Here is a 26515-nt window from a genome sequence, read left to right on the forward strand (position 1 = left end):
GTAACGCCTTTTTTTATACCCAATAGCTTCTTACTTTTATAATCAAAACCTTCTCAATGCCCAAAAACAATAACCTTAAAAGTATTTTAATTATAGGCTCAGGTCCCATTGTTATAGGCCAGGCCTGTGAATTTGATTACTCCGGAACACAAGCACTTCGCTCTTTGCGCGAAGATGGTGTAGAAACTATCCTTATTAATTCCAATCCGGCAACTATCATGACAGACCCTTCCATGGCAGATCATGTATATCTCAAGCCGCTAACCACGAAATCTATCGTGGAAATTTTGAAAAAGCACCCTGAAATAGATGCGGTTCTTCCCACCATGGGCGGCCAGACGGCCCTTAATTTATGCATAGAGGCAGATGAGAAGGGAATTTGGAAAGATTTTGGAATAAAACTCATTGGAGTAGATATAGACGCCATAAATATTTGTGAAGATCGGGAAAAATTTAAGCAGTTAATGGGTAGGATTGGAATTCCTGTGGCACCTGCTAAAACGGTGACCTCTTATCTGGAAGGAAAAGAAGTGGCCCAGGAATTTGGTTTTCCTCTCGTGATAAGGGCTTCTTTTACCCTTGGAGGTGGTGGTGCAGGTTTTGTGCACAGGCAGGAAGATTTTGAAGAAATGCTAACCTACGGGCTGGAAGCTTCTCCAATTCATGAAGTTTTAATTGATAAGGCCTTGCTTGGCTGGAAAGAATATGAGCTGGAATTGCTTCGCGATAAAAATGACAATGTAGTTATTATTTGTACTATAGAAAATATGGATCCCATGGGCATCCATACAGGGGATTCTATTACTGTTGCTCCGGCGATGACATTGAGTGATACAGCATTTCAGCGTATGCGGGACCTTGCGATTAAGATGATGCGCAGTATTGGAGATTTTGCCGGGGGATGTAATGTTCAGTTTGCAGTAAGCCCCGATGAGAAGGAAGAAATTTATGCCATAGAAATCAACCCACGGGTTTCCAGGTCTTCTGCACTGGCTTCTAAAGCTACCGGTTATCCCATTGCTAAAGTGGCTACCAAACTGGCTATGGGGTATACCCTGGATGAGTTGGAAAATCAAATCACTAAAACCACTTCCGCTTTATTTGAACCTTCCCTGGATTATGTAATTGTAAAAATTCCAAGATGGAATTTTGATAAATTTGAAGGAAGTGAACGTACACTCGGGCTTCAAATGAGGTCTGTGGGAGAAGTAATGGGAATAGGACGTTCTTTTCAGGAAGCCTTGCACAAAGCCACCCAGTCTCTTGAGATCAAGAGAAACGGCCTTGGTGCCGATGGTAAAGGCTATACCAAGTATGATGAAATTATAGACAAGCTTACCAACCCCAGCTGGGACAGGGTCTTTGTAATTTATGACGCGATACAGGCCGGGATCCCACTGAGCCGTATTCACGAAATCACTAAAATAGATATGTGGTTTCTAAAGCAATATGAAGAGCTCTTCGCTTTGGAAGTTGAAGTCTCCAAATATGATATTGATAGTCTTCCCAGGGATCTTTTCCTGGAAGCGAAACAAAAAGGCTTTGCTGATAGGCAGATTGCTTTTATGCTGAAATGCCTGGAAAGTGAGGTCCATAAAAAACGGGAGGAGCTTGGCATAAACAGGGTTTACAAACTTGTAGATACCTGTGCTGCCGAATTTAAAGCAGAAACACCTTATTATTACTCTACTTTTGAAGCTGAAATTGAAACGGCCGATGGTAACAAATATGTAGCCAATGAAAGCGTTTCCAGTGACCGTAAGAAAATTGTAGTACTGGGTTCTGGTCCAAACAGGATTGGGCAGGGAATAGAATTTGATTACAGTTGTGTTCATGGAGTACTCGCCGCAGCAGAATGTGGTTACGAGACCATCATGATCAATTGTAATCCGGAGACAGTTTCTACAGATTTTGATATTGCCGATAAGCTTTATTTTGAGCCCGTGTTCTGGGAACATATTTATGATATTATCCGCCATGAAAACCCGGAAGGAGTAATTGTGCAATTAGGTGGGCAAACCGCTCTTAAACTTGCTGAAAAACTGGATCGCTACGGAATAAAAATTATGGGTACCAGCTTTAAAGCCCTTGATTTAGCAGAAGATAGGGGAAGTTTTTCCAGGTTGCTGCAACAAAATGACATTCCCTATCCCGAATTTGGTACGGCTGAAAATGCCGATGAAGCCCTTGCGCTGGCCGATGAATTAAATTTTCCCATCCTGGTAAGACCGTCTTATGTCCTGGGCGGGCAGGGGATGAAAATTGTTATTAATAAACAGGAGCTGGAAGAAACCGTGGTAGATCTTCTAAGAAAAATACCTAATAATAAACTATTGCTGGACCATTATCTTGACGGAGCTATAGAAGCCGAAGCCGATGCCATTTGTGACGGGGAAGATGTTTATATCATGGGAATTATGGAACATATTGAGCCCTGCGGCATCCATTCCGGGGATTCCAACGCCTTACTTCCTCCTTTTAACCTGGGAGATCTGGTTATGCAGCAGATAAAAGATCATACCCGTAAAATTGCATTGGCGCTAAATACGGTTGGCCTGATCAATATTCAGTTTGCGATAAAAGATGAGAAAGTTTACATTATTGAAGCCAATCCAAGAGCTTCCCGTACGGTGCCTTTTATCGCAAAAGCATATAAAGAACCTTATGTGAATTATGCCACCAAAATAATGCTGGGAGAGAAGAAAATAAAAGATTTTAAATTTAATCCCCAGTTAGAAGGTTACGCCATTAAACAGCCGGTATTCTCTTTTAATAAATTCCAGAAGGTTAATAAGCAATTAGGCCCTGAAATGAAGAGTACAGGAGAAAGCATTTTATTTATAGACAGTCTTAAAGATGATGCTTTTTATGATCTTTATTCCAGGCGTAAAATGTACCTGAGCAAATAAATGCGGCAGGAGGATACAACAAATTAAGTTTAGATAAAAAAACGGCTGCTTTTTTAAGAGCAGCCGCTTTTTTAAAGCTTGTTTTATATCTACTTCTTACTTAGCTCCAGGACCTGTACAGAATTTTTACCATCGGTAGATTTCCATACCTGTTCTTTCTTTTTGTTGGTAACCATTATCCAGGTTTTATCAAAATCTGAATCTTCATAGGAATTAGTACTGGTAATAGTAATAAGATCGTCTCCCTGCATGGTCCATCTAAAATCCTGGACATCGCTAAATTCGTTCTGGAACATATTATATTCCACATTTTTCTCTCCGGTTCCGTTTTTATTGATCACCAGTTCGCCAGCGTTGCGGGTGGTGAAATTTTGTCCTTTTTGATTATCTACCTCGTAGCGGTCAATATTCCAGTTGCCTACCACATTAGGACTACAACTCATTATTAACATGGAACAGAATATTCCCAGAAATAAAACTTTTTTCATAACTATTTAATTTTTGGCTCAATATAACATAAATTGCAGCTTTTAGCACATTTTAGCCCAGTACTGGCTGGAGTTTTCACTAAATTTTAGCAATGAAAGAGGTTGTTTTAACATTTGGAGGGGTTTATGGTACTCTTGCAGTAATATTTGGAGCTTTTGGCGCACATGCTCTTAAAAAGCAATTGAATGAAGAACAATTAGCAAGTTTTGAGACGGGGGTAAAATACCAAATGTATCATGCCATTATACTTATAATATCCGGAATTGTTTTTCCATTTCTAACAGTGGGACAACAAATAAGCGGCTGGTGTTTTATTATTGGAGTCCTTCTGTTCTCGTTTAGTATTTATGGCCTGGTACTAACAGATGCTGCCGGGAAAAAATTGAAATTTCTTGGTCCGATAACTCCAATTGGAGGCCTTTTACTTATTATTGGATGGATTATGTTTACTATAAATTTGGTACAAATAGCGAACTACTTAAATTAATTAACACCGCAATTTGTCCTTTGCAGTACCATATTGCGCTCAAATTCAATTTCAGGATTCTCAGTAAACTTCATCCCTTCTTCTGTTTGTTGCATATTGCCGTGCCCTTCAACTATACTTTTTTCACCCTTTAAAAAAACCACATCCCTTGTGGATTCTTTGCCTTCCGAAGTAAAAAAGTATTCGGCATAAAGGGTGTCTCCCTTCATTTCTCCTACAATTTCACCGTTGTTTTTATCTTTTTCAGCTAAATGGTACATTAAATAGCCGGTTACCTGGTCTCCTAAAATTTCCAGTCCCAGGTTTATGGTGTCATTGCCTTCAGTATAAAGAAAACATTGCTTCTGCGGGATATCTCTGGCTTCTTCAACTACAACGGGAGTATTGGACCGTGCTTCCTTTTTTTCTTCTTTATGTTCCTGGCAGGAAATGAAGAAAACAGCTAAAATCAGTAAGCTGGACAGCTTATTTTTCATCTTTAAAAATTTTTAATAAAGATAGAGGATTCTGAAAAATTTTATAAGCAGAATAAAAATTTATTAGCCTTACTCCATAATTTTGCGTTTTCCATATCTTTCTGCAAAATAGGCAATGATGAGCAGCTGCAGGGAGTGGAACAGCATGATAGGCAAAAGCAGCAGCCCTGTGGCAGCTGAGTTCCCAAATATTACCTTTACCATCACAGAGCCATGAACCAGAGATTTTTTTGTGCCGCAGAACTGGGTGGCAATTTTATCTTTTATATCAAAATGAAGAGCATTACAGAGGACATTGAGCCCAAAATAAATAATAAAGAAAAACGCTACAATCAAGCCGAAAAGCTTCAGCAAAGCTCCCACGCTTACCGTTTGAAAAAGATCTGAAGTAAAAGAATTGCTGAAACTGGAATAAACAATAAGAATAATGGTAGCTTTATCTACCAGTCCAAACTTTTTACCATGTTCTTTTACAAAATCTCCTATAAATTTCTGAAAGAATAATCCCAGGACCAGGGGGAGGATAATCTGAAGGAATAGTTTTAAAAGAACCGTGGTAAACTCAAAACTGGTGGATTTCTGAAGGAAAATTTCCAGCCAAAGAGGAGTGGCAAAAATGCCAATAAGCCCGGAGAGGCTTGCATTAAATATCGCAGTTGGAATATTGCCTTTAGCGATAGAAACCATCACTACAGAAGAAGATACGGTTGAAGGCAGGGTCGCAAAAAAGAACAGGGCAATCCATAATTGAGAGGTGGTACCTTCTTTAAAAAGGGGAAGGCATGCCAAAGCCAGTAAAGGGAATATCACAAAGGTGGTAAGTTGTATCACCAGGTGGGATTTGTAATTTTTTAGCCCGGCTTTTATTTCTGATGGCGCTAATTTTAAACCGTATAAAAAGAAAATTAGCCCTATTCCAACGTCTATAATAGTAGATAAAGGCAAAACTTCAATTCCCTGCGGAAGGAAATAGGCGATGATGATAGCCGCGAAAATGGCAACAATAAATCCGTTAATCTTCAACTATTTCTCAATTTTTACATTTTCCAGTTCCTGGATGTGCAGGTATTCATCAGACATAAAATCGGTATCCTGGAATTCCTGTTTCCTGATTTTTTTCATAGAGATACGCTTCAGGCTTTTCGCGAAGCGCCTGATGTCATTATCGGTTTTAAGAATTAGGCCGGGTACTTTTACAGATTTACCATTGCTATCTTTGGCAACCATGGTAATGTGGGAAGAATTGCAATGTTTTACCTCGCCCGTCTGGATATTTTCTGCTTCCACCCGTATGCCTATTACCATAGAGCTGTTGCCAACATAATTTACCGAGGCCTTCATGGTGACCAGTTCGCCAATTTCTATAGGTTTCAGGAAATCTACCGTATCTACACTAGCGGTAACACAATAGGCGCGGGAATGCTTGGAGGCGCAGGCGAAGGCAATCTGATCCAGCAGCGAGAGAATATATCCACCATGGATTTTCCCGTTAAAATTGGAGTGGGAGGGCAGCATTAATTCTGAAATGACAACTTCAGATTCTTTAATTTCTTTGAATGTTTTGGTCATTGCTTAACGGTTTCTAAAATGTGGGGATTCGGCCTCTCTTACATCGGTTATAAAATATTTGGTATCGCCCCAAAAGAAGAAGGTGGCATACCTTTCAATGTAAGTGAGCTTAACATAATTGCCTTCATTTTCCTGAAGTTTCTCCACCAGCTCTTCATCATTGTTTAATACAGAAAACTGGAAAATCTGGGCACCGCTTATTCCCTGGCTTATTTCTCCTTCCCAGGTTTTGGAAAACACGCCTTTTTTGCTGAATTTAATAAGTTCGCCACTTCTTGTTCCTTCGCTATACGGAACAAAATAAACAAAGGCAAAATAAGCGAGAAACAACAGGAATATACTTCCCAGAATGATATATAAAGTCTTCTTCATTTTAGATGTTTTTATAGAGAATTTGCATGAATTCTTCCACTTTAGAAGGTTCAAGCCACCTGGTAACCACCACCAGGCTGTTCTTTTGATCTACAATAATAAAGTTTCCTCCAAATCCGGCAGCATAAAAAATATCCTCCTCAATGTTTTTCCATTGCCGCGGCCCTTGTGCATTTAACCACCACATGTAGCCATAATTAGGATTAGGTATAGAGGATTGCATAGCTTCTTCTACAAGGCTTTTTGAAAGTAACTGCTTTCCATCCCAGTTGCCATTATTCATAAACAGCAATCCAAAACGGGCCATATCTTTAGTATTGATAAACATGCCGCCACCGGAATGCCCGCCGCCACTTACCGATTGTATTTTAAGTCCGTCTATGGTGATCCAGGAATTATCATAGCCAAACCACCTCCACTTTGTGGAAGCCCCGATAGGATCCATAATTTCCTCTTTTAGGACCTTTGGGAGTGGTTTCCGGAAAACGTTTAGCAGAGAATACGCCAGTACGTTTACGCGAACATCATTGTATTTAAAATAGGTTCCCGGCTCATGCAATTGCCTTGCCCGCCATTGGTCAATATTTTCATTTGATGGCGGCCGGTCTGCCCAGTCATAAGATCCCCAGAGTTCACCGCTCCAGTCAGAATTTTGTTGTAAGAGGTGTTTCCAGGTAATTTTGCTGTTGTGCGGCCCTTCAAAGGTGTCGTCCCAAAGATAATCGGCTACTGTATCATTTACACTGGTAATAAATTTTTGCTGCAGTGCTAAAAGGGCGGTAGTGGAGAGAAAACTTTTGGTCACGCTAAAAGTCATGTCCACCCTTTCAATATCTCCCCATTCTGCTACAATATAACCCTTCTTTAAAATCAATCCTGCCGGCCCGCCGCGTCTTTTTGTAGGGCCTAAAATTTTGTGGTAAGGTTCGCTTTGAAATCCTTTTAATATGGCCTGCCGCAAATCTCTTGACTCTGAATATTCGTTATCCATAGCAAATTTTACTGCTTCGGTTAAATCCAAACCATAAACCGAAGCCTCTTTTTGCTGCCAGTTGCCACGTGGTGGAAAATATGTTTCCTGCGCAGGGAGCGCCAGAACAAAGAAAAAAATTAAAAAAACACTGAAGTTAAAAGAATGGTTTTTCATCTAGTTTAAGCTTGTTTTCTTTGGGTTATCATCCGGTTCAATATGAGCCTTATTCAGCCATTTTTGAGGGATTTTTTGTTTTGGGGAAATACCAAGGCTTTCCAGTTTATCTATATCTTTAATAAGGTTTTGCTGACCGGTTAATTTTTTCATCGCGCCATTATAAGCAGAAGAAGTAGATTTTAACCTGTTTCCCACAACTTCCAGTTCATCGAGCAAAAGCTTGAACTTATGGTACAATGAAGTTGCGTGTCCTGCAATTTCCAGTGCGTTTTGCTGTTGCTTTTCATTGCTCCAAATGGTATCTATGGTTCGTAATGTAGAGAGTAGAGTGGTGGGGCTTACTAATAAAATATTCTTCTGAAACGCGGTATAAAAAAAGGAATTATCAAGCTCCTGGGCCAGATATAACGCAGGCTCTACAGGAACAAACATCAGCACAAAATCTGGTGAATCGCAGCCGTGCAAATCTTCATATTTCTTGGCACTTAATTGCTGGATATGATTACTCAGGGATTTTAGATGCTCCTTCAAATAACGGCTTCTCAGTTCTTTATCTTCTTCATTTACGTATTTTTCGTAAGCCGATAAAGAAACCTTGGAGTCAATAACCATCTTTTTGTCGTTGGGAAGGTGTATCACCACATCTGGCAACACTTTATTTCCATCTTCATCTTTATAAGCTTTCTGAATAAAATATTCCCGGTCTTTTTCCAGCCCCGATTTTTCAAGTACCCTTTCCAGAATTAATTCTCCCCAGTTTCCCTGCGTCTTGTTTTCTCCTTTTAACGCCCTGGTAAGATTATTGGCTTCTTCGCTAATCTTTAAATTTTGCTCATTCAGGATCTTTAAATAATTACCCAGTTCCGCATGGCGGGAAATAAAATCATCATTGTTTTTGCTGACTTTTTCTTCAAAATTTTTAATCTTTTCCTGAAGCGGATTCAGGATATTCTGAATGTTTTCTTTGTTGAGCGAGGTGAATTTTTCTGACTTCTGCTCCAGGATTTTACTGGCAAGATTTTCAAACTGAACAGTGAACTTTTCCTGAAGGTCTTCCATCTCTTTCTTTTGCTCTTTTTGCCGCTCCAGGAGGTGTTGATATTCAGCAGTTCTGCGGGTAAGTTCATTGCTCAGACTCTCCTTTTCCCTGCGGATGTTTTCCCGTTGCTTTTCTATTTCTGCTAATTTTATTAGCAAGTCTTCCCTGGTCTCTTTTAAGTTGTTTTTGTATTCAATTAAAGCATTGTTATTCAGAAGTTTAATTTCTTCTATATGAAGTGTTTGTTGACTTATTTTTTCCTGTAACAGGCCTTCTTTTTTGCCAGCTTTTAACCTGGAGATAAAACTTCCCAAAAGCATTCCGCAAAAAAAAATAACAAAAGAAAGGAGTAAAAAAAGTACAATATCGTTCATGCGGGAGAAGTGATTTCTTCCAAAGATAATTAATTGAATTTATCCTGATAATAATAGCCGGGTTTAATTAGGATTTGATCCTGAAGGAGACGGTTTCCGGATCAAAAACAATAATGTCTGAAGGAAAAATTTCAGAGAAAGCATTTTTTTTCAGCAGTTCTTCAGGCGAACCAATTTCTACTTTGCCGGGCTGCATCAAAATGATTTTATCGCATAGCTGGATGGCGAGATTAATTTCGTGTGAAGCGAAAACAATTGCTTTATTGGTTTTTCGGGTAAGGTCCTTCAGCAACTTTAAGACGTAAGCTTTGTGATAAAGATCCAAATGGGTGGTGGGCTCGTCTAAAATCACCAGAGGGGTATCCTGGGCAATGGCTCGCGCAATGAGTACCTTTTGCATCTGACCGTCGCTAAGTTCGTAACATTTTTTCTCCTGAAGGGGCTCGATATTTACCAGCTTTAACGCAGAGAGGATCTGCCGGAGGTCATTTTTGCTCAATTTTCCTATCCAGTTGGTGTAGGGCTGTCTTCCAAGGGCCACAAGCTCCAGCACGCTCAGGTTTTTAGAAACCGGCTGCTCTGTTAAAACAAGGCTAATAAGAGAGGCTAATTCTAAAGCATCTATTTTACCGAATTCGATACTCTTTAAAAGAACTTTCCCCGATAATGCCGGCTGAATGCCGCTAAGCGTTCTTAAAAATGTAGATTTCCCTATGCCATTCACCCCAATTACCGCAACAAGTTCCCCCTGTTTTATTTTAATGTCTATACCAGAAGCAATCAGCTGTTCCTGATCCTTTTTTTTATAACCAATGCTTAGAGCTTCAGTTTTTAAAATATGTGCGGCCGATTTTGTCAAAACATGAATTTTCTTTTTCTAACCAATAGCCAGATCACTACAGGTGCCCCAATAAGCGAGGTAATAGCATTAATTGGCAATGTAAATTCTTTTCCCGGTAGTTGTGCTACTATATCACAAATTAGCATTAAAGCTGCACCTCCCAAAATAACTGCCGGAAGTAAAATCCTATGGTTATTTACCGGGAGTATCTGCCTGATTAAATGCGGCACTGCAAGACCAACAAAAGCGATGGGACCGGCAAAAGCCGTAATGCTACCGGCCAGAATACTGGTGGCAAGGATTATTTTAAAACGGTTCCTGCGGATGCTCACCCCCAGGCTTTTGGCATAGGGTTCTCCCAGCAGCAGGGTATTCAGGTTTTTAATACAGGAAACAGCAAGTATCATCCCGGTAAGCCAAAAAATTGATAAAATGCCAACTTCCGGCCACGACAGGTTTCCAAGGCTTCCAAAGGACCAGAAAACGTACTGCTGTAAATTTGCCGCAGGGCTAAAATAGGAAAGTACGCTTACCACAGCTGCCGTAAGGCTGGCAAACATTAAGCCTATAATTAAAATTGCCATGGTATCCCGAAGTTTTACCGAGGCCAGCATAACTGCCATTAACACAAAGAAACTCCCCAGGCTGGAGGCAATTACCAGGCTCCATTTAGAAAGCATGACAGCGGCAAACCCTCCTCCAAAAACCGAAGCTCCCATAATTATAATGGCCACTCCAAGACTGGCGCCACTGCTAAGTCCCAACACGTATGGACCGGCCAGAGGATTGCGAAACAGGGTTTGCATAAGCATCCCGCTTACTGCAAGGCCAGAACCGGTAATAACTGCCGTAAAGGCTTTGGGAAGACGATATTCCAGAATGATATAGCGGTAGGTTTCCCTGCTAACTTCCCCGTTAAAAATAGAGCCGAAAATGTCTTTTAATGGAATAGTTACAGAGCCGGAGGCAATATTTAAGAATATAAGGAGGATTACTCCGGTAAAGAGAAATACAATAATAATCCGATATTTTGTCAAATTCTGTTGCAAAAGGTACCAATGAACTGGTTGGATATTTTTTGAGAAGCGAAATTACAGTTTTTATCCTTAAGAGGGAATGCTAACTGCACGGGACTTACTTTTCGTCTCGAATTTCTCTTAAATGTTTAGAATATAAAATTGAATTGTATCCTTTACTCTTTAAACCCTGCATTAATTTTTTATCTCCTGTCCAAAGCGGTGCATTTAGCTGAAGGCCTAAAGCTATAAAAGGAATGTCGTAAGCGTCTACATCCTTGGTAAGTGCGGCGGCTTTTACCCAGTTAGACTGCTGAATGATTTCAGGATCAATGAATTCAATTTTTTTGAGTAGTAATCTTTTTAGGAAATTAAGATCAGTTTCTGAGTAACCGGAAATTTGAAGTAGTTTTTGATGATGTTTTTCCAATTCTTCAAGAAGAAAACCTGGAGAATAAAATTGAAAAATATCACTGGAATTTAATAAAAGATCGCTTATGTCTCCTTTAGGATTTAAGATGCCACTAAAAACTATGTTAGTGTCAACTATTATGATCATTAAAGGAATCGATTTTTATTTTTTTCCCACCAATCTGATTTGGATTTTTGAGCAAGTTCCTCAATCTGTTTTTCGCTGGCTTTACTTTTAGATGCTATTTCCCGGTATTTGATATAATCTATCATACGCTGCAGGCCTGGAAGGTGTGTTCCTGCCGGGACTTTTATAAGTATTTCGTTATCTTTTTTTTCGATTTGCATAGACTAAAGATAAGTATTTTTTACAAGTTTGTTACTCTTCCAAAGCTTTAAAAAATGTTCTCCGGTAATCTGGCATCAAACCAGGATGAAAAATAGAGATAAGGTCTTTAAGAACAAGATCCGGGCGCTGCGGGCCAAGTTCGTAATACACTACGCCGCCGGTTGCTCCTTTTACCAGGCTAACGCTGTAAACCTTTTTATTTTTAACCGCTTCAAACTGGCGGTAATGATCAGAATTTGCGAAAAGTTCTTCGTAGGAAGTAAACTGGCCGGCACTTATCCAGTAATCGGCATCCTGTGCTTCTGCCAGCACACTTTCAAAAGAAAGTGCCATGCTGCCATTTCCTTCGGTTTCGGCATAAACGTAATGGGCATTAGCGTCTTTTATAAATTGCGCGGTCCAGGAATTTCCATAAGGCATATACCACTGGTCTTTGTACATAGAACCGCTCAAAACTTTTGGAGAATCTTCGGCAGTATTCGCCAGTTCTTTGGCTTCTTTGTAGGAGACAGCAATCTGCTTGTAAATCTCTGCTGCCTCTTTTGTTTTATTAAAAAATGCTCCGAAGAATTTAACCCATTCCGCTTTACCCAGCGGGCTTTCCTCGGTCCAGTCGCCATTGTAAACCACCGGAATGCCTGCTTTTTGTATAGTTTCGAAGGCGGGATTATTCCCGTTAATGGCAAAGCCAATCACTACATCGGGTTCTAAATCTATCAGAACCTCAGTATTTAGATTTTCATTTTTCCCCACTTCTTTTATTTCTCCGGAATTTATCAATTCCCTCGTTTTTTCTGAAGAGATAAAATCCAGTCCGGGAAATCCTTTCAAAGCAGATTCTTCTTCCAAAGCTTCCAAAGCGGGAATATGGGTGGTGGAAGTCACCACAATTTTCCTGACCGGAATTTGGACTTTTTGGTCAAATTCTAAATCGGGTGGAATAACAGCATCCTCTTCAGCTAAAAGATAACGGAAATTTTCTCCGGCATCCGGCCAGGGGTTATTGACTTCAATTATAAAATAATGATCAAATTTTTCAATTTCGAATCCCTTTGCATAAGAGATGTTAATCTTCTCTCCCTTAGAAGGATATGTTTCTTCTCGTTTGTTTTCAGAATTTTTACAGGCGCTAAAAATCAGTAAGACTAAAAGGAGACCAAATTTCTTCAAAAGGAACTGTTTTAAAAATTCAAAAGTAAGATTATTTAAAAATTTAAGCTGCCAGCAAACATAATTGTTTATTTTCGCTAAGAATTTTTGGTTCGGTGCCGGAGTTTTTTCGGTACAGATTAAAAGGGAATCAGGAAGAAGTTAGAAGTACGAAATTAGAAGTGCGTAGTAAGTTTTTAAAACTTTGTACTTCACACTTCATAACCTCTAACTTCAAAAGCCTGAGCTGTTCCCGCAACTGTAAGCTTAGTCCCGTTGGGATGCTTGTTGTTATCACTTCAAAATACCACTGTTCTTTATGGATGGGAAGGTAAACAACAAGACGCAAGCCAGGAGACCTGCCAGAAGCAAACTTTAAAAATCGAGGCTTTCGGGATAAAAGTCGCTGGCTAATGAGAATAAGATTCCTATTAATCGTACTGCCGTTATGGCTATTTACATCTAAACTTTTTTCCCAAACACGGGAGATTACTGTTTTAGATACCGTTTTATTAAGCGATGAAAAGCTGGAGAAATTCTCTACAGGACAGCGTGTTTATAAACTTTCAGATTCGGTATTAACCAAAAATCAGCCGTTGCTTACCGATGTTTTAAGCTTTAATACTTCAATTTACTTCAAAGAAAACGGCAGGGGAATGGTTTCTTCGCCTTCTTTCCGCGGGACCACAGCAGCACAAACCGCCGTAGTTTGGAATGGGATCAATATAAATTCCCAATTTAACGGCCAGATGGATTTTAACACTGTAAATGCAGCAGCTTACGATAATATCCTGGTTAGAGGTGGCGGCGGAAGCGTGGTTTATGGTACCGGGGCTATTGGCGGGAGCATTCATTTAAACAACAGCCTGTCATTTAACCGGAAACAGCAACACCGGTTTCTATTGCAATACGGGAGTTTTAATACTGTTGACGCGCGGTACAACCTGAAATTAGCACAAAATAAATGGAGTTTAAATATGGCAATTGCCAGGAACAGCAGTGATAACGATTATGATTATCCAAACGGGCGCGGGAAAAACCTAAATGGGGAATACTATAATAATGCTTTGAATGTTACAATGGGGTACCGGTTTAATTCTAAAAACGTCCTTAAGTTCATTAGTGAAGTTTATGACGGGAAACGCCATTTTTCACTCATTCGTCCTTCCGAGAACCGTACGAAATACCTTGATTTTAACAACAGGAATTTATTAGAGTGGGCTAAGGAATTTTCAGATTTTCGGCAGGTTACCCGGCTGGCCTTTATCAGGGAAAACTACAAATATTTTGAAAACATAGATGCTGAAAATTATTCCTACGGAAAGGCAGGCAGCTTTATTGCGAAATACGATTTAAATTATAAACATAAAGAGCTTCTTTTAAATACAGTTATCCAGAACACTTATACAAAAGGTGAAGGAAGCAGTTTAGGCAATAATAGCCGAAACATCTTTTCTATAGCAGTTCTCGGGAAACATCGGGTGACATCAAAATTCCAGTACGAAGCAGGAATAAGAAAAGAAGTTACTGCGAATTATGATAGTCCGCTGTTATATTCTTTTGGAGCAGATTATAAAATTGGCAACTTTTATACGCTAAAGTTTAACGCTTCAAAAAATTTCAGGATTCCTACCTACAACGATTTGTACTGGTCCTCTGCAGGCAACCCAAATTTGGACCCGGAAACTTCTCTCCAGGCTGAAATTAGTAATGAATTTCATCTTAAAAATTTTGAAACCGGATTAACTATCTATTACAACAAGATTAATGACATGATTCGGTGGTTGCCCGGCGAAAGCGGAATCTGGCGTCCTGTAAATGAAGATAACGTAAAAATATATGGCCTGGAGTCTTATCTAAACTGGCATAAAACTTTTAGTAAAGATCAGGTTCTTACTACTTATGCCACCTATGCCTACACCGTTTCCAAAGATACTGAAAGCAACCGGCAGTTAATTTATATCCCTTATCATAAAATTACCGGCAATTTTAGTTACAATTACCACGCTTTTACCCCGTCTATCCAGCTGCTCTATAATGGAAGCGTTTATACCAGGACCGACTATAGCGGAGAACTCTCCGGATATTTTCTAGCCAATCTTGGTATTAACTATGCCTTCAAAAATGGCAAATTAGAGGCAGGAGCAAAGATCAACAACCTGTTTAATACAGAATATCAAAACGTAGAAGACCGGTGGATGCCGGGAACAAACTTTAATCTATACCTAAACTTTAAATTTTAATCAATCAACTATGAAAATTCGCAAATTTTTAAGCCTTTCACTTTTAGCCTCGGTTTTACTTAGCTCCTGTAGTAATGACGATGATATTAACGAGGTGCCGGAACCTACAGGAGATTATGCAGATGGAGTAATTGTTCTTAATGAAGGCTCCCAATCTGCAGGAAGTATTTCTTTCTTGGATACAGAACTAACAACGGTGGAAAATATGGTTTTTGAAACGGTAAATCCCGGGATGGACCTGGGTAATTTTGTACAATCTATGTTTTTTGATGATGAAAATGCCTATATCATTTCCAATGGTTCAAATTTGATAACGGTGGTAGATCGCTATTCTTTTGAATATAAAGGCCAGGTGGATAGCGGCCTGAATGTTCCTTTATATGGCGTGGCTTATAACGGCAAGGCTTACGTGACAAATGTAGCCGGTTTTAGTGATGGCAGTGATGACTATATTGCCGTTATAGATCTGGAAAGTTTAGAAGTTGAAGAAAGCGTAGTTGCCGGTAGTAAGCTATCAGCATTGCAGATAAGCGATGACTTGATTTATGCGGAAGGAGCAGCGTACGGAGATGGAAATACTGTAAAAGTTTTTGATCCTTCTTCTAATTCTTTTGTGAAAACCATTACTCTTTTTGAAAATGCTGAAGGAGAAATGGAAGGCTTGAATGCTATAGAAATTGAAGGTAATTCCCTGTTTGCCCTTTCTAATGAAAAGCTTTATAAAGTAGCTCTGAACGCCGCAGAAGAAGTTGCGGTGCTGGATCTTACAAGCTTAGGAGGAGTCTCAAATCTTGATATTGAAGATGATATAATTTATTTTACGGCAGGGAAATCTGTTTACAGCATTTCTGAAGACGCTACAGAAGCGCCTGAAGAAGCGATTTTAAGTTATGAAAGTGAATCTGATCAATATGGGGAAATGTATGGTTTTGAAGTAGAAGGCGGGTATATTTATGCGGGGGACGCGCCTAATTTTTCTTCAAATGGGAAGGTGAGAATATATACAATAACCGGAGAATTTATAACAGATTTCACAGTTGGAGTAGGGCCTAACGGGTTCTACTTTAACTAAATTGTTTACACTTTCCTGAAGTACTTTTTTAGCTTCAGGAAATGCTTTTCATATAAATGATAAGAAAGAAAAGCGACCAGGAATAGAGCAATTAACGCTATAAGGATAATTAAAATTCTGGATCCGGGGCTTAAGAGTTTGTTGAAAAAGACAATAATAAAGCCGCTGTAAACATAAAGCCCGTAAGTATATTTTCCCAGGTATTCTGTAATCCTGAAAATATAGTTACGGGCTAATTTTTGTCCAAAGTGGGTAATGCTGAAGATAAGCAGAACAAAAAACAGGGAAAGCAGCAGGTTAAATAAGATCGCAATTTTTACTGTAGGGAACAGTAAAATGAAAGAAAGTAGCAGGCCGGGCAGTAAAATGCGTTTTTTAAATTTTAATCTTCCCAGGTAAAAGAGATAACCTGCCGCCATCCCGAAGGCAAAATTCACAAGATGTAGGAATACACTTTTATAGCGCTCCCAGCCAAAGTAGCCTTCAGAAATCATAAAAATTACATACCCCAGCAGCAAAGAACCAATGATATACCAGAAGTGTTTTCTAAAGAAAATGCTCAGCAGCAGGAAAAGCAGGTAAAATTGCTCTTCCACGGCAATAGACCATAAAAACTTCAGCGGTAAAAGATAATGGCTGTTGTCATAATTGGAGAGAAACGTCCAGAAGTACCATTCCTTTTCAGGCAAGGTGATTGCAATGCCGGCTTTTTCAGCAAGAAAAGGCAGGATTACAAAACTGAAGAATACGATGAGGTAATACAGCGGAAAGATCCTGAGCACTCGGCGCAAAAAGAAATTTCTGCGGGAAAAACTTCCGGTTTTTTCTATTTCAGTAAAAGCAAGATAGGTAAGTAAGAAGCTGGAAAGTACAAAGAAGAAATCCACTCCCAAAAATCCAAAAAAGAAAATTTCAGAAGAATGAAACAGGAAAACCATAAGAAATGCCAGGAATCTGAGGCTGTCCAGCCCGTAAATCCTCCTTTTTTCGCTCTGCTTTAGCCTTTTCAAATAGTATAATTTCAGGATTTAATGAAGTCTTCAAAATCTGTAAAAAAGGCTTCCATTTTCAACATTTTTTCTACAAAAAATTGCTGTACATGCTCCCAGTTATTTTTATTATGGATGCTCACCCCGCCCAGCTGCACATAAACCCGCGAAACAACTTTACTTTCCGGTAGTTCATAGTGTTCATCAAAAATGGCATCTGGCAAATATTCAGCAAGAAGAATTTTCTTCAGCGAAAGCATCTTTTCGAAATAATAAGCCTGGATCAATTCATCCTGCGAACTTACATCCATAGAAACCTGTGCCATTTTTCTGGTAAAAGTAAACTTCAGCTGGATTTCCTTGATTTTCGTGTTATACAGGATCCATTTATGTGGAAAATTTTTTCCGAAGCCGGTCCAGAATTCCTGCGTAAGTTTTTTCGATTCTTCCCTGCTGAACATGGTTTACTTCTTTCTAAATAGTAGTTCCGGAATTTGGCTAAAATGGCTTCTTATTACAATTTGCCCAAAAATAACTATTATAAAATGAATTGCAGGTTGAGCAAAATTGAAACTTAAATAAAATAAGCCAGCAATATTCCAAGAATGACAACTCCCAGCTTTGAGATGTTAAAACTATGATTTTTAGCCGATTCAAATAAAATGGTAGTGGAAACATGCAGGAATATGCCAATGACAACCGCATTGATATATGCGTTATATTGCTGAAGGAATTCAAAATTTTCCTGAAGCCAGCTCCCAAGAGGAGTCATAAACGCGAAAAATGCCAAAAAAAGAAAAGTTGCCGGTTTGCTCATTTTGGAGCGGATTAAAAAAACCGATAAAATTGCGGCGACCGGAATTTTATGAATCACCACTCCTTGAAGTAAATGCCCATGCTCGTGTATGGGAAAACCTTCCAGCAATGCGTGCAGGCTTAAACTCGCGAGCAACAAGAAAGGGAATTTCCCCACTTCTTCGTGGTGGTGCATATGCCCGTGTTCCACCCCTTTAGAAACAAATTCCAGGCTAATTTGCAAAAGAAGGCCCATCATAATGAAAATGCCAATATCTGCGGTATTGCTTTGATAAACCTCGGGCAGCAATTCAAAAACCGTTACAGAAAGCAGATAAGCACCACTGAAGGATAGCAACAGTTTAAACCCTGTGGAATTCCCCGGTTTTAGAAAGAGTGAAATCACATAACCCGCAAGAACAGAAAGTAACGGTAAAATATAGATCATTCCTGGCAGGGGATTTTTTGGTTTTCGGCTTTTAACGCCTTAAGCTTTAAATTAACTTCTAACTTCTAAATTCACTCTTCACTCTTCACTCTTCACTCTTCACTCTTCACTTCTCACTTCTCACTTCTTTAATACCGGCCAAAATTAATGTATTTTTGCGGTTCTCTAAAAAGGTGATATGGGAAATAATTTTACAATGATCGCCAAAACCATGTTCGGCTTTGAACCAATCCTGGCCAAAGAACTTATGGCTTTGGGTGCTATGGAGGTGAAAGAAGGAACGCGTAATGTGAGTTTTGTGGGGGACAACGGCTTTATGTATAAAGCTAATTTGTGCCTGCGGACTGCCATTAAAATCCTGAAACCCTATAAAAGTTTTAAGATTTATTCTGAAGAAGATCTTTACAAAAGTATTTATGCATTGCCATGGGAGGAGTTTATGGATGTAAATGACACGCTGGCGGTAGATGCCACCGTACATTCTGATACTTTTACGCATTCAAAATACATCTCCCTTAAAACCAAAGATGCCATTGTGGACCGCTTTAGGGATAAATTCGGAAAGCGGCCAGATGTGGACCTGGATTTCCCAACGTTGCGGTTAAATATCCATATTGAAAAAAACTTCTGTAACGTGAGCTTTGACAGTTCCGGGCAGTCCCTGCATAAACGTGGCTACAAAACAGCCACCAATATTGCTCCAATAAATGAAGTTTTGGCGGCAGGAATGCTGCTGCACTCCGGCTGGAACGGGCAAAGCGATTTCCTGGATCCCATGTGCGGGAGTGGAACTATTCTTATTGAAGCGGCGATGATCGCCTGTAATATTCCGCCGAACCTTAACCGCAAAGAATTTGCTTTTGAAAGGTGGAAAGACTGGGATGCAGATCTTTTTGAGAAAATTGAAGAATCTGTGCTGAAAAAAATAAGGGAATTTCATTTTACGCTGAAAGGTTATGATACTTCGCCTTCTGCAGTGCATAAAGCGATTGATAATGTGAAAAATGCTAATCTTGCTGAATTTATAAAAATTGAAAGGCAGGATTTCTTTGAGAGTGAAAAGGAAAATGAGCGGCATTTGCACATGGTCTTCAATCCGCCGTACGGGGAACGGCTGGAGATTGACATGCCAAAGTTTTATAAAAAAATAGGAGATACGCTGAAGCAAAGTTACCCCGGCACCCAGGCCTGGTTTATTACTTCAAATCTGGAAGCAATTAAAAATGTTGGCCTTCGCCCTTCCAGGAAAATAAAAATGTACAACGGCGCATTAGAATCCCGCTTGCTGAAATATGAAATTTATGAGGGAAGCAAGAAAAGGATAAATTAGAAGTACGAAGTTAGAAGTACGAAGTTGGAAGTTGGAATTTTGAAATACGAATTTAGAAATTAGGTTTGGAATTGATTATCAACTTTAATAAAATTTCTGCGCTAATCTGCGAATTTTGTGGGAAGAAAGAGGAAGTACGAAATTAGAAGTACGAAGTTAGAAGTTAGAATTTTAAGGTATGAAGTTGGGAGTTAACAGCAGAAATTCTGCCGAAACAGAAAACTTCAAAACCTGAAACTTTAAACTTTCCTACCGTCTACCGTCTACCGTCTAACGGCTATTTTTTATAAAGTGGCAGCAGATATGAAATAGTATATCCAAAGCCAACCCCAAAATTACTTTCATCGTAAGTCCTGTTAAAGCCGGGAATGCTTAGGTTATCAAAATTTGGAGGAGTGCTTTGGCCAATACGCCTTTTTAGCTGAACATTAACAGCAAGAAAAAGGTTGTTAAGAACTTCTACTTTAATGCCTGCAATAAGTTCTATCCAGTTGGCGGTAAGGCCGGTGGTTTCTCCATCTTCCGGAGTGCGCACATCGGGTTCAAAATAAGAAGTGGTGGTATAGATGGTATATTGCTCCAGGTCCTGTGAAAAAGTGGCAAACCCGTAACGCAGGCCCACAAAGATGCTGTTTTGCATGTCCAGCCAGTTTTCATAGGCATTATAATCGGCTCCCACTTTTATATAGCTTCCGCTTGAAGTGGCTGTAATAGGGCCTTCGGCAAAAGTTATCTTTTCATTCCCAATTTCAGCAGCGGCATAGAAATTTTTATAAACCCGGTAATCCCCCACAATTTCAAAGCCGCTGTAATCATCCTGTAAGGCAGTCCGCAGCAATTTACTCAGGTCTACCCCGGCGCGCAACCCGAACTTTTGTTTATACTGTACACTGTCTGCAACAGAAGGCGGCGGAATTTCCTGCTCCTGTGCCTGCAAATTTCCGAAGAAAAGCAAAAGCAGTAGTAGATTAATAGTATAAAAAGAGGTGTGCTTCAGTTTCATCTATAACTTCTTCTTGTTCAATTTGATAGGCTTGTATCCATGCGCCGTCTTCTCCACCTTCGGTTTCCACATCAAGTCCGGAATAATTAATTTTAAAAGAGCAGGCCCGGTTAAGGTATTCCTGGTCGCGTATATAGCTAAAAGTAATCGTATCGGTATTATTTTGTTCTACAGGGCTATTAGGATCTATATCGTCTCCTTCGGCATAATTAAAGATGAATTCATAAGAGGTTTCATCGGCATTGGTGCGCAAAGGAACTGCCAGGCTATCGGTATTAAAATCGTCTCCGGTATAAAATGTGGTGTCTCCAACTGCCCTAATTCTCAAATTTGTAGGAGATTGCAGGGTAGTGCGGTCTTCAACATCATAAAAGCGAATGATGAGCAGGGAAGTGGTTTGGGTACTTTCAGGGCAAATATCGTCCCGCTGGCATGAGCTAAATGCAGCCAATCCCAATAACAAACCAAACATTAATTTATTTCTGAAACTCATTAAGGTTTTATCTTTTTTCAAGGCAAACCACGTTCTCCACATGAAAAGTCTGTGGGAACATATCTACCGGCTGCACTTTTGTTACTTTGTAATGTTTATCCAGCATTTCTAAATCCCTGGCCTGGGTGGCAGAATTGCAGCTTACATAAACAATGCGCTTCGGCAAGATAGCAATTATCTGTGCCACCACCTCTTTGTGCATCCCGTCCCGCGGAGGATCTGTAATTATAACGTCCGGGTGGCCATTTTTATTGATAAACTCATTGGTAAATACCTTTCGCATATCCCCGGCAAAGAATTTTGTATTTTCAATATTGTTTCTCTGGGCGTTTTGTTTCGCATCTTCAATAGCTTCAGGAACTGCTTCAACCCCAATGACTTTTCGCGCTTTAGCGGCGACAAACTGGGCAATAGTACCAGTTCCTGTGTACAAATCGTACACCACCTCATCTCCCTGTAAGTTGGCAAAATTCCGGGTAATTTTATACAATTGGTAAGCCTGGGCAGAGTTGGTCTGGTAAAAACTTTTGGCGTTTATCTTGAATTTAAGACCTTCCATTTCTTCAAAAATATGATCCCGGCCATGGTAGCAAATCACTTCCTGATCATAAATAGTATCATTTCCTTTAGAATTGATCACGTATTGCAGGGAGGTAATTTCGGGAAATTCAGCCAGTATATTGTCAAGCAGTAATTCCCGTTTTTCCCTGTTTTCTTCAAATAGCTGAAGCAGCACCATTATTTCCCCCGTAGAAGAGGTGCGTATCATCAGCGTTCGTAAAAAACCCGATTGCTCCCTTGCGTTGAAGAAAGGCATATCATTTTCAGTAGCAAAAATTTTTACAAAATTTCTTATCGCGTTGCTGGGGTCCTCCTGTAAATGGCATTTTTTAATGTCCAGAATTTTATCCCACATACCCGGAATATGGAAACCAAGAGCGTTCTTGTTTTCTATATCTTCCCCGCTTTTAATTTCTTTCATGCTAAGCCAGCGGCTGTCACTAAAAGAAAATTCCATTTTATTGCGGTAAAAATAGATGTCTTTGGAGCCAAGAATAGGAGTAATCGCCGGAAGTTCTACTTTACCAATGCGGCGCAGGTTATTTTCCACTTCCTGCTGTTTGTACTCCAGTTGGAATTTATAGTCCATAAACTGCCATTTACAACCTCCGCAAGTGCCAAAATGCTGGCAAACCGGCTCTACACGTTTAGAAGAATATTCATGAAATTTTACGGCAGTGCCCTGGTAGTACGATTTTCGTTTTTTTATGGTCTGGATATCGGCAATATCACCGGGTACCGCGTTATTGATGAAAATCACTTTTCCATCCGGCGCTTTGGCGATACTTTTTCCTTTAGCACCTGCATCAAGTACTTCTACTGCTTCAAAAAGCTTGTTTTTTTTCTTTCTGGCCATAGCGCAAAAATAGGATAATTGCCAAGATTTAATAGGGCTGGCATTGAAAATTTCAGTAAACATTTAGTAATTTGCGAAAATCTGAAAAAAGGATGATTTCTCTCCAAATCCGCTGCTTTCAATGCGCGGGACAAGAAGGAATTGCAGAAGTGAAAAGATTAAAAATTTTGAAATGTCATTAACACAAATCAAGTCTTCAGAAGAGGCTATTCAACTGGAAGATAAACACGGAGCGCACAATTACCACCCGCTTCCCGCCGTTTTAAGCAAAGGCGAAGGCGTGCATGTATGGGATGTGGAAGGAAAAAAGTACTACGATTTCCTTTCGGCCTATTCCGCAGTAAACCAGGGACATTGCCATCCAAAGATTATAGATGCCCTAAACAAACAGGCTGCCACCCTTACCCTCACTTCCCGCGCCTTCCATAATGATGTGCTTGGGCCGTTTGAAAAATATGCTACAGAATATTTTGGTTTTGATAAGCTGCTACCTATGAACACAGGAGCCGAGGCTGTGGAAACCGCGATAAAACTGGCCAGGAAATGGGCTTACGAGACTAAAGGAGTTAAGGAAACCGAAGCGCAGATTGTGGTTTGCGAAAATAATTTCCACGGAAGGACCACCACCATCATCTCTTTTTCCAATGATGAGGATGCACGAAGAAATTTTGGCCCCTACACCCCCGGATTCCTGAAGATACCTTACGACGATGTAGACGCACTGGAAAAGGTACTTGAAGAAAATGATAATATTGCCGGTTTTCTTGTGGAGCCTATACAGGGTGAAGCTGGAGTTTATGTGCCATCTGAAGGTTTTCTGAGAAGAACAAAGGAACTCTGTAAAAAACATAATGTACTTTTTATTGCTGATGAGGTGCAAACTGGAATTGCCCGTACAGGTAAATTACTGGCGGTAGACCATGAAGAGGTAAGGCCTGATATTCTTATTTTGGGAAAAGCGATCTCCGGAGGAGTTTATCCCGTATCTGCGGTTTTGGCCAATAACAATGTGATGGACGTGATCAAGCCAGGACAGCATGGCTCTACTTTTGGTGGGAATCCTCTTGCCTGTGCAGTGGCTCATGCGGCACTTGAGGTGATAAAAGATGAAAATTTAGCTGAAAATGCCGAAAAACTGGGAGGTTTGTTCAGAAGATTACTGGATGATTATATCAGGAATTCCAGTATCGTAGATTCCGTTCGCGGAAAAGGTTTGCTGAATGCCATTCTTATTAACGACTCTCCTGAAAGTACAACAGCATGGGATATTTGCGTTGCGCTAAAGGAAAACGGACTCCTGGCGAAGCCAACCCACGGCAATATCATTAGATTCGCTCCACCATTGGTAATGAATGAAGAGCAACTAAAAGATTGTGTGGATATTATTATTACTACCTTAAAAGACTTTGAAAAGTAGAAAACTTTTAAGCTGAGAATTAAAAAAGGTCTGAAAATGCTAATTTTCAGACCTTTTTTAATTTAATCAGGAATTCTTTTTTATGCTTCGTAATTTCCATATTCCCGCAGAATTTCCTCCTGCATTTCCTGGATTCCTTCAATACCGCCATAGATAATTAAGCCTACAATGATGATCACGATGTAGAGCGCACTCACTCCAACTCCTATATAAGCAAGTATCCTCCCGGTTTTTACATTTTGATAGCCCGTATATAATTCGGGATTGGCATGGTAAATTTCCGTGGCTTTTTTTGCCATTACAATAGCCAGGATTCCAAATATTGCCCCCAGGACGCCATAGCAGCAGCATCCAAGGATGGATAGGATACCAAAAACAAGAATTAAGGTGGAATTAGGTAATTGTTCTTTTTCCATAAATAGTTGGTTTAGTTAGTGGATGATTAAGATAAATTTATAAAGATAATTTCCCGTGATTATGGCAGCGTTTAAAATAATTAACCCGATTTTAATGGAATAGTCGTATTTAAATTTAAAGAAAAGATTGAATACTAAAAATCCCAGCAGTACAAGGAGGGAAAAAATAGCGGGATACATATGGAAGGCTGCGTTAAAATCTCCTTTTAAAAGTAATGCAATAGAACGTTGAGCCCCGCAACCGTAGCATTCTAATCCAAAAAGTTTTTTATTTAAACAGGGAAACATGTATTCCTCCATTACTATCTTTTTTTGATGGTAATTTTTTTACTGATTTTTTTCTTATTTGTAGTAATAATATTGAGAATATAAACTCCTTCACTTAGACCGGAGACAGGAAGGCTGATTTCTATTTCAGAATTTAAAATCTTTCTGCTAAGCACTTTGCTACCTTTAAGGTCAAAAAGATTGATCTGTGCTGCATTGGTTTGTGTAGGAATCTTCAATTGTAAAATTCCTTCCCCGGCGTTCTGAAAAACCTCTACTTCTTCGGCAGAAGTAATTGTCTTCTCAGGGCTTTCAAAAAGTTCTTCTGAATTTTGCGCCGGGGGATTATCGTCATTAACATTTGTGGATTCCGGCGCAGGCATTTTTATAGTTAAAAAGAAGCGGCTGGAATATTCCCCCTTTTGCAATACAGTTTTATAGCTTTCCTTGAGGATATTTTTGTAGGTATTGGCTTCAGCATCATAAATTAAAACGGCTTCAGGTTCCAGCGCCCGCATAGATTCCACACTAAAGACAATTTCCCCTTCTGTAGCCATACTTATGATTAATGGGATATTTTCTTCAGCTGCAAATGGACGGACATTAATCAGGTAAAAATCATTATCTACAAACCACCCGGCATCTGAGGCGATTTTGTTCATGGCCATTGCATCCATTGCCCAGTCTTTTCCAGTTGTGGCATCATTCCTGAATGCCAGTACTAACGGCCTGGAGTAAAGGTTATTAATTTCTACATCAAGGCGCAGGTTGGGAATAATCTCACTCACTTCCGGATTACTGGCCACAGCCTTAAACTGGGAATCGCGGGTCTTTTCTTTTTTAAAAATGCGATGAGAATTTTTAAAGCTCACATTGCCATCTTTGCTGCCAATGAGCATAAATCCCTGGGCAACGGGAATAAATTCCCGCGGAATTATTTCTCCGTTTTCTCCCGTTACTCCTGCCAGTTCTCCATTTCCACGATATTTCTTAAAAACCGCAGGAACATAAGAATTCGCTCCCGGAGAGTATGCGCCATAGCCGCCTTCATAATCCTGAAGATAGTGAGAAGTGCCATTATCTTTAGAATCCCAAAAATAAGCTATTCCGGTTGTGGCAGGATTATCCAGCAAGAAGCTCTTTAGATGAAGGGCTGAAGGATAAGGGTTGCCAACAAGTAAAGATTGATTTTCTAGAATATTTATATTGTACAGGCCGTCATTTGGGGTGCCACGAAAGTCGTACCGCTGGCTGCTGCCGGGATTATTTTCTACGTTATTGATTAAAGTATGGTTTGTTCCATTAGTACCTTTCATGGTAAAACCTTCGCCGGGTTTCAAATCGAAGTAGTCACCAATGTACTTCCAGTCTGCATAATCGTCTCCCGCAAATTTGTAGATCCATTTCTTCGAAATGCTAAGAGGATCTGCCTGCCCGTTAAGATCGGTCGTAAAAATGGCTTTTCTGCTGCGGGTAAGATCCAATGGTTCCAGGATATAATCATGGATATTCCGGTTCCCCGGATTGCTCACCGGTAACGCCCAGTAATTATAATCAAAAGCATTTGAAGTGCCCTCCTGGAAAAGGGAAACTGATCCATTTCCATTATTAAAGTTTTCCTGTTTTTCGCCCTGCAGGAGCTGTGCTTCATTACGTAGATAGATACCTGCTTCTGTTGAAGGATTCCTGTTTTTCACCAGGTGGATCCCGTCCTGCACATACAAAAGCCTTTCGTTTACATAAACATAGCTATCCTGGAATGTAGAAGGGGAAACGCTTAATTGTGCCCTGCATGGAAATGTGCAGGTGAATAGGATAAAGATGCAAATAAATTTCCCCATGCAGCCGTTTTTTATAGCACAAGAAAGGTAAACAAAAATCTTTATTGCAACATGATTAAATTTATTAAGATGTTGTGCATTAAACATTTAAAACATGGTTTATCCTTTTATAGCGGAAAAAAAGTCGTTAAACTATTATTAAAATCTTAACCT

The 26515-nt window shown here is 39.7% G+C and carries 27 protein-coding genes and 1 riboswitch; of the genes, 6 read left to right on the forward strand and 21 right to left on the reverse strand.

The window, feature by feature from the left end; genetic code table 11:
* Window positions 1–56 precede the first annotated feature (56 nt).
* Window positions 57–2909 carry a carbamoyl-phosphate synthase large subunit gene (carB, locus tag AB8M93_RS02360; protein ID WP_373056024.1) on the forward strand — a complete coding sequence of 951 codons (2853 nt, stop codon included), beginning with the start codon at window positions 57–59 and terminating at the stop codon, window positions 2907–2909.
* 89 nt (window positions 2910–2998) lie between these two features.
* On the opposite strand, the gene AB8M93_RS02365 is transcribed toward carB, so the two are convergent.
* On the reverse strand, window positions 2999–3397 hold the full coding sequence (locus tag AB8M93_RS02365; protein WP_373056025.1) for a hypothetical protein: 399 nt from the start codon (window positions 3395–3397) through the stop codon (window positions 2999–3001).
* 92 nt (window positions 3398–3489) lie between these two features.
* On the opposite strand from AB8M93_RS02365, the gene AB8M93_RS02370 reads away from it, so the two are divergent.
* Window positions 3490–3885, forward strand: a complete 396-nt coding sequence (locus AB8M93_RS02370; RefSeq protein ID WP_373056026.1) for a DUF423 domain-containing protein — start codon at window positions 3490–3492, stop codon at window positions 3883–3885.
* On the opposite strand, the gene AB8M93_RS02375 is transcribed toward AB8M93_RS02370, so the two are convergent.
* The 11 genes from AB8M93_RS02375 to AB8M93_RS02425 all read right to left on the reverse strand — a co-directional run bounded on the left by AB8M93_RS02375 (window position 3882) and on the right by AB8M93_RS02425 (window position 12652).
* Window positions 3882–4361, reverse strand: a complete 480-nt coding sequence (locus AB8M93_RS02375; protein ID WP_373056027.1) for a hypothetical protein — start codon at window positions 4359–4361, stop codon at window positions 3882–3884. The two genes, AB8M93_RS02370 and AB8M93_RS02375, sit on opposite strands and share 4 nt — an antisense overlap.
* A 69-nt stretch (window positions 4362–4430) precedes the next feature.
* Complete coding sequence (locus AB8M93_RS02380) at window positions 4431–5384, reverse strand: bile acid:sodium symporter family protein (RefSeq protein ID WP_373056028.1); 954 nt, start codon at window positions 5382–5384, stop codon at window positions 4431–4433.
* Window positions 5385–5930, reverse strand: a complete 546-nt coding sequence (locus tag AB8M93_RS02385; RefSeq protein ID WP_373056029.1) for an acyl-CoA thioesterase — start codon at window positions 5928–5930, stop codon at window positions 5385–5387. It lies immediately after the preceding gene.
* A gap of 3 nt (window positions 5931–5933) precedes the next feature.
* Complete coding sequence (locus AB8M93_RS02390; protein ID WP_373056030.1) at window positions 5934–6302, reverse strand: 6-phosphogluconate dehydrogenase; 369 nt, start codon at window positions 6300–6302, stop codon at window positions 5934–5936.
* 1 nt (window position 6303) lies between these two features.
* Window positions 6304–7449, reverse strand: coding sequence for a serine hydrolase domain-containing protein (locus tag AB8M93_RS02395; RefSeq protein ID WP_373056031.1), 1146 nt, complete (start codon window positions 7447–7449; stop codon window positions 6304–6306).
* The gene (locus AB8M93_RS02400) at window positions 7450–8865 is read right to left on the reverse strand and encodes a DNA recombination protein RmuC (protein ID WP_373056032.1); all 1416 of its coding nucleotides are present in this window, start codon (window positions 8863–8865) and stop codon (window positions 7450–7452) included.
* A gap of 67 nt (window positions 8866–8932) precedes the next feature.
* Window positions 8933–9724 carry an ABC transporter ATP-binding protein gene (locus AB8M93_RS02405; RefSeq protein WP_373056033.1) on the reverse strand — a complete coding sequence of 264 codons (792 nt, stop codon included), beginning with the start codon at window positions 9722–9724 and terminating at the stop codon, window positions 8933–8935.
* Window positions 9721–10743 carry a FecCD family ABC transporter permease gene (locus AB8M93_RS02410; RefSeq protein ID WP_373056034.1) on the reverse strand — a complete coding sequence of 341 codons (1023 nt, stop codon included), beginning with the start codon at window positions 10741–10743 and terminating at the stop codon, window positions 9721–9723. The genes AB8M93_RS02405 and AB8M93_RS02410 overlap by 4 nt, the downstream gene beginning before the upstream one ends.
* Window positions 10744–10840: 97 nt before the next feature.
* Window positions 10841–11281, reverse strand: a complete 441-nt coding sequence (locus tag AB8M93_RS02415) for a PIN domain-containing protein (RefSeq protein WP_373056035.1) — start codon at window positions 11279–11281, stop codon at window positions 10841–10843.
* A complete protein-coding gene (locus AB8M93_RS02420; RefSeq protein WP_373056036.1) occupies window positions 11281–11481 on the reverse strand; it encodes a hypothetical protein in 201 nt (66 codons plus the stop codon). Before AB8M93_RS02420 ends, AB8M93_RS02415 begins: the two co-directional genes overlap by 1 nt.
* 31 nt (window positions 11482–11512) lie before the next feature.
* The gene (locus tag AB8M93_RS02425; protein WP_373056037.1) at window positions 11513–12652 is read right to left on the reverse strand and encodes an ABC transporter substrate-binding protein; all 1140 of its coding nucleotides are present in this window, start codon (window positions 12650–12652) and stop codon (window positions 11513–11515) included.
* A gap of 71 nt (window positions 12653–12723) precedes the next feature.
* Window positions 12724–13012, forward strand: a riboswitch (cobalamin riboswitch).
* A 32-nt stretch (window positions 13013–13044) separates the two neighbouring features.
* On the opposite strand from AB8M93_RS02425, the gene AB8M93_RS02430 reads away from it, so the two are divergent.
* On the forward strand, window positions 13045–14874 hold the full coding sequence (locus tag AB8M93_RS02430; protein WP_373056038.1) for a TonB-dependent receptor plug domain-containing protein: 1830 nt from the start codon (window positions 13045–13047) through the stop codon (window positions 14872–14874).
* 10 nt (window positions 14875–14884) lie between these two features.
* Window positions 14885–15946, forward strand: a complete 1062-nt coding sequence (locus tag AB8M93_RS02435; protein WP_373056039.1) for a YncE family protein — start codon at window positions 14885–14887, stop codon at window positions 15944–15946.
* Between the two features lie 5 nt (window positions 15947–15951).
* Here the strand turns inward: AB8M93_RS02435 and AB8M93_RS02440 are convergent, their stop codons facing one another.
* The 3 genes from AB8M93_RS02440 to AB8M93_RS02450 all read right to left on the reverse strand — a co-directional run bounded on the left by AB8M93_RS02440 (window position 15952) and on the right by AB8M93_RS02450 (window position 18178).
* Entirely contained in the window at window positions 15952–16956 is a 1005-nt protein-coding gene (locus AB8M93_RS02440; RefSeq protein WP_373056040.1) for an acyltransferase family protein, read from the reverse strand.
* 11 nt (window positions 16957–16967) lie between these two features.
* Window positions 16968–17396, reverse strand: a complete 429-nt coding sequence (locus AB8M93_RS02445) for a DUF4268 domain-containing protein (protein ID WP_373056041.1) — start codon at window positions 17394–17396, stop codon at window positions 16968–16970.
* 113 nt (window positions 17397–17509) lie between these two features.
* Entirely contained in the window at window positions 17510–18178 is a 669-nt protein-coding gene (locus tag AB8M93_RS02450) for a ZIP family metal transporter (RefSeq protein WP_373056042.1), read from the reverse strand.
* A 178-nt stretch (window positions 18179–18356) separates the two neighbouring features.
* Between AB8M93_RS02450 and AB8M93_RS02455 the strand changes: the two genes are divergently transcribed.
* The gene (locus AB8M93_RS02455; RefSeq protein ID WP_373056043.1) at window positions 18357–19508 is read left to right on the forward strand and encodes a THUMP domain-containing class I SAM-dependent RNA methyltransferase; all 1152 of its coding nucleotides are present in this window, start codon (window positions 18357–18359) and stop codon (window positions 19506–19508) included.
* Window positions 19509–19785: 277 nt separating this feature from the next.
* On the opposite strand, the gene AB8M93_RS02460 is transcribed toward AB8M93_RS02455, so the two are convergent.
* The 3 genes from AB8M93_RS02460 to rlmD are packed head-to-tail and all read right to left on the reverse strand — an operon-like array spanning window position 19786 to window position 22421.
* A complete protein-coding gene (locus AB8M93_RS02460; RefSeq protein WP_373056044.1) occupies window positions 19786–20511 on the reverse strand; it encodes a DUF6048 family protein in 726 nt (241 codons plus the stop codon).
* On the reverse strand, window positions 20477–21004 hold the full coding sequence (locus tag AB8M93_RS02465) for a DUF6452 family protein (protein WP_373056045.1): 528 nt from the start codon (window positions 21002–21004) through the stop codon (window positions 20477–20479). Before AB8M93_RS02465 ends, AB8M93_RS02460 begins: the two co-directional genes overlap by 35 nt.
* Before the next feature lie 7 nt (window positions 21005–21011).
* Window positions 21012–22421: a 23S rRNA (uracil(1939)-C(5))-methyltransferase RlmD gene (rlmD, locus tag AB8M93_RS02470; RefSeq protein ID WP_373056046.1), complete on the reverse strand. Its 1410-nt coding sequence runs from the start codon at window positions 22419–22421 to the stop codon at window positions 21012–21014.
* A gap of 172 nt (window positions 22422–22593) precedes the next feature.
* On the opposite strand from rlmD, the gene rocD reads away from it, so the two are divergent.
* Window positions 22594–23838 carry an ornithine--oxo-acid transaminase gene (gene rocD, locus AB8M93_RS02475; RefSeq protein ID WP_373056047.1) on the forward strand — a complete coding sequence of 415 codons (1245 nt, stop codon included), beginning with the start codon at window positions 22594–22596 and terminating at the stop codon, window positions 23836–23838.
* 80 nt (window positions 23839–23918) lie between these two features.
* Here the strand turns inward: rocD and AB8M93_RS02480 are convergent, their stop codons facing one another.
* Genes AB8M93_RS02480 through AB8M93_RS02490 form a run of 3 tightly spaced genes read right to left on the reverse strand, consistent with a single transcriptional unit; the run spans window position 23919 to window position 26362 of the window.
* Window positions 23919–24254: a CCC motif membrane protein gene (locus AB8M93_RS02480; protein ID WP_373056048.1), complete on the reverse strand. Its 336-nt coding sequence runs from the start codon at window positions 24252–24254 to the stop codon at window positions 23919–23921.
* A 15-nt stretch (window positions 24255–24269) separates the two neighbouring features.
* A complete protein-coding gene (locus tag AB8M93_RS02485) occupies window positions 24270–24554 on the reverse strand; it encodes a DUF2752 domain-containing protein (RefSeq protein ID WP_373056049.1) in 285 nt (94 codons plus the stop codon).
* Between the two features lie 2 nt (window positions 24555–24556).
* On the reverse strand, window positions 24557–26362 hold the full coding sequence (locus AB8M93_RS02490; protein WP_373056050.1) for a DUF8693 domain-containing protein: 1806 nt from the start codon (window positions 26360–26362) through the stop codon (window positions 24557–24559).
* Window positions 26363–26515 lie beyond the last annotated feature (153 nt).

Source organism: Autumnicola aciditolerans, from assembly GCF_041679265.1.
Taxonomy (GTDB): Bacteria; Bacteroidota; Bacteroidia; order Flavobacteriales; family Flavobacteriaceae; genus Autumnicola.

Bases quoted from the DNA above. Each gene is read 5' to 3' on its own strand.
- carB (WP_373056024.1), top strand. From the start codon at position 57: ATGCCCAAAAACAATAACCTTAAAAGTATTTTAATTATAGGCTCAGGT.
- AB8M93_RS02365 (WP_373056025.1), bottom strand. From the start codon at position 3,397: ATGAAAAAAGTTTTATTTCTGGGAATATTCTGTTCCATGTTAATAATG.
- AB8M93_RS02370 (WP_373056026.1), top strand. From the start codon at position 3,490: ATGAAAGAGGTTGTTTTAACATTTGGAGGGGTTTATGGTACTCTTGCA.
- AB8M93_RS02375 (WP_373056027.1), bottom strand. From the start codon at position 4,361: ATGAAAAATAAGCTGTCCAGCTTACTGATTTTAGCTGTTTTCTTCATT.
- AB8M93_RS02385 (WP_373056029.1), bottom strand. From the start codon at position 5,930: ATGACCAAAACATTCAAAGAAATTAAAGAATCTGAAGTTGTCATTTCA.
- AB8M93_RS02390 (WP_373056030.1), bottom strand. From the start codon at position 6,302: ATGAAGAAGACTTTATATATCATTCTGGGAAGTATATTCCTGTTGTTT.
- AB8M93_RS02395 (WP_373056031.1), bottom strand. From the start codon at position 7,449: ATGAAAAACCATTCTTTTAACTTCAGTGTTTTTTTAATTTTTTTCTTT.
- AB8M93_RS02400 (WP_373056032.1), bottom strand. From the start codon at position 8,865: ATGAACGATATTGTACTTTTTTTACTCCTTTCTTTTGTTATTTTTTTT.
- AB8M93_RS02415 (WP_373056035.1), bottom strand. From the start codon at position 11,281: ATGATCATAATAGTTGACACTAACATAGTTTTTAGTGGCATCTTAAAT.
- AB8M93_RS02420 (WP_373056036.1), bottom strand. From the start codon at position 11,481: ATGCAAATCGAAAAAAAAGATAACGAAATACTTATAAAAGTCCCGGCA.
- AB8M93_RS02430 (WP_373056038.1), top strand. From the start codon at position 13,045: ATGAGAATAAGATTCCTATTAATCGTACTGCCGTTATGGCTATTTACA.
- AB8M93_RS02435 (WP_373056039.1), top strand. From the start codon at position 14,885: ATGAAAATTCGCAAATTTTTAAGCCTTTCACTTTTAGCCTCGGTTTTA.
- AB8M93_RS02445 (WP_373056041.1), bottom strand. From the start codon at position 17,396: ATGTTCAGCAGGGAAGAATCGAAAAAACTTACGCAGGAATTCTGGACC.
- AB8M93_RS02450 (WP_373056042.1), bottom strand. From the start codon at position 18,178: ATGATCTATATTTTACCGTTACTTTCTGTTCTTGCGGGTTATGTGATT.
- AB8M93_RS02455 (WP_373056043.1), top strand. From the start codon at position 18,357: ATGGGAAATAATTTTACAATGATCGCCAAAACCATGTTCGGCTTTGAA.
- AB8M93_RS02460 (WP_373056044.1), bottom strand. From the start codon at position 20,511: ATGAAACTGAAGCACACCTCTTTTTATACTATTAATCTACTACTGCTT.
- AB8M93_RS02465 (WP_373056045.1), bottom strand. From the start codon at position 21,004: ATGAGTTTCAGAAATAAATTAATGTTTGGTTTGTTATTGGGATTGGCT.
- rlmD (WP_373056046.1), bottom strand. From the start codon at position 22,421: ATGGCCAGAAAGAAAAAAAACAAGCTTTTTGAAGCAGTAGAAGTACTT.
- rocD (WP_373056047.1), top strand. From the start codon at position 22,594: ATGTCATTAACACAAATCAAGTCTTCAGAAGAGGCTATTCAACTGGAA.
- AB8M93_RS02480 (WP_373056048.1), bottom strand. From the start codon at position 24,254: ATGGAAAAAGAACAATTACCTAATTCCACCTTAATTCTTGTTTTTGGT.
- AB8M93_RS02485 (WP_373056049.1), bottom strand. From the start codon at position 24,554: ATGGAGGAATACATGTTTCCCTGTTTAAATAAAAAACTTTTTGGATTA.
- AB8M93_RS02490 (WP_373056050.1), bottom strand. From the start codon at position 26,362: ATGGGGAAATTTATTTGCATCTTTATCCTATTCACCTGCACATTTCCA.